Consider the following 1,035-nt stretch of genomic DNA (forward strand, 5'->3'; position numbering starts at 1 on the left):
CGGTGAGCATTACTGGTATTCTCGGTGGCTTCTCCCCCGTTTCAGGGTTAATCCAGTCAGAATATATAAAACCAACCCACGTACCGTTTAGATTTGGAAATGGTACAAGCCAACCCCTGAACAGCCGGAACTTCCAACCCCATTTAGTGAAAGCAAAGATAGCCAAAAGATCTATCGTCACGACTTTTGGCAAGAGCCCAAAGAAGTCCACTGGATTGGATAAGTCTTTATTCTCGATGAGCGCCAGCAAAACCCAGGCGATGGCTGAGGCTCCCAGTAATAGATAGAGTGAGCTCTTAATAGTTACGTTTTGCATTATTTAAACTCCAGATAATTCCATGCGGCATTAGCAAATTCGCGTCCATCGGCACGGCTCCATTTTTGACTTGAGTGAAACAAGAAAAAACAATCATTCGCTTCCGTCCAACGGTCTGTACTAGGTTCTTCTCCTTGCAGTTCATTCCATATATGAAATAGCAAACCGCGAAGTCGTTCTGTCCAATTTGGCTTTGAGAATATTTCGTCCGGACAATTGAAAACTAAGCACTCTATAAAGAAGGATGGGAGCTCGCGAAATTCACCGCTTTCATACATCAGGTTTTCTAATCGCTTTAGGAGGCGGACGCCCTTCTTATATGCATAGTTTGTTCGTTTGTTCTTGTCTACGCCGTGTTCCAGCTGCTGGGCAGGATAGTTAACGATATTGCTTCCGTCGGTTTTAAATACCTTGGTTCCATCTCTTGATCCGTATTTCATGTGGTATCTAAAACTAAAACAAGGCACTACGTCTGCATCCACCCTAGCTGAGCTCGAGTTTATCTGAATTGCAGTAGAGCCGGAGCTATCGATTTGGCCGGGAAACTTTGATCGCATGGCTGCAAGTAATTCAGATCGCAACTTTTCTGGCGTCCAGATTCCCTCATATGGGGTTCCAGGATTATGAGTTCCTTTTTCTGACTCATCCCAGTACAAAACGTCATTACATTCCACGGCGATATCTACGTCGCTGTCTAAACGTACATTCGTATTGTTGGC

Annotated in this window: 2 protein-coding genes; both read right to left on the reverse strand. The window is 44.5% G+C overall.

Going from position 1 to position 1,035, the window contains the following annotated elements:
- Window positions 1–316: hypothetical protein (locus tag A3735_RS00780; protein ID WP_197485555.1), on the reverse strand; the 316-nt coding region annotated here is incomplete at its 3' end.
- Window positions 316–1,035 (reverse strand): hypothetical protein (locus tag A3735_RS29980; RefSeq protein WP_068637376.1); only part of this gene is annotated, 720 nt, incomplete at its 5' end. The genes A3735_RS00780 and A3735_RS29980, both read right to left, overlap by 1 nt.

The organism is Oleiphilus sp. HI0061 (genome assembly GCF_001635675.1).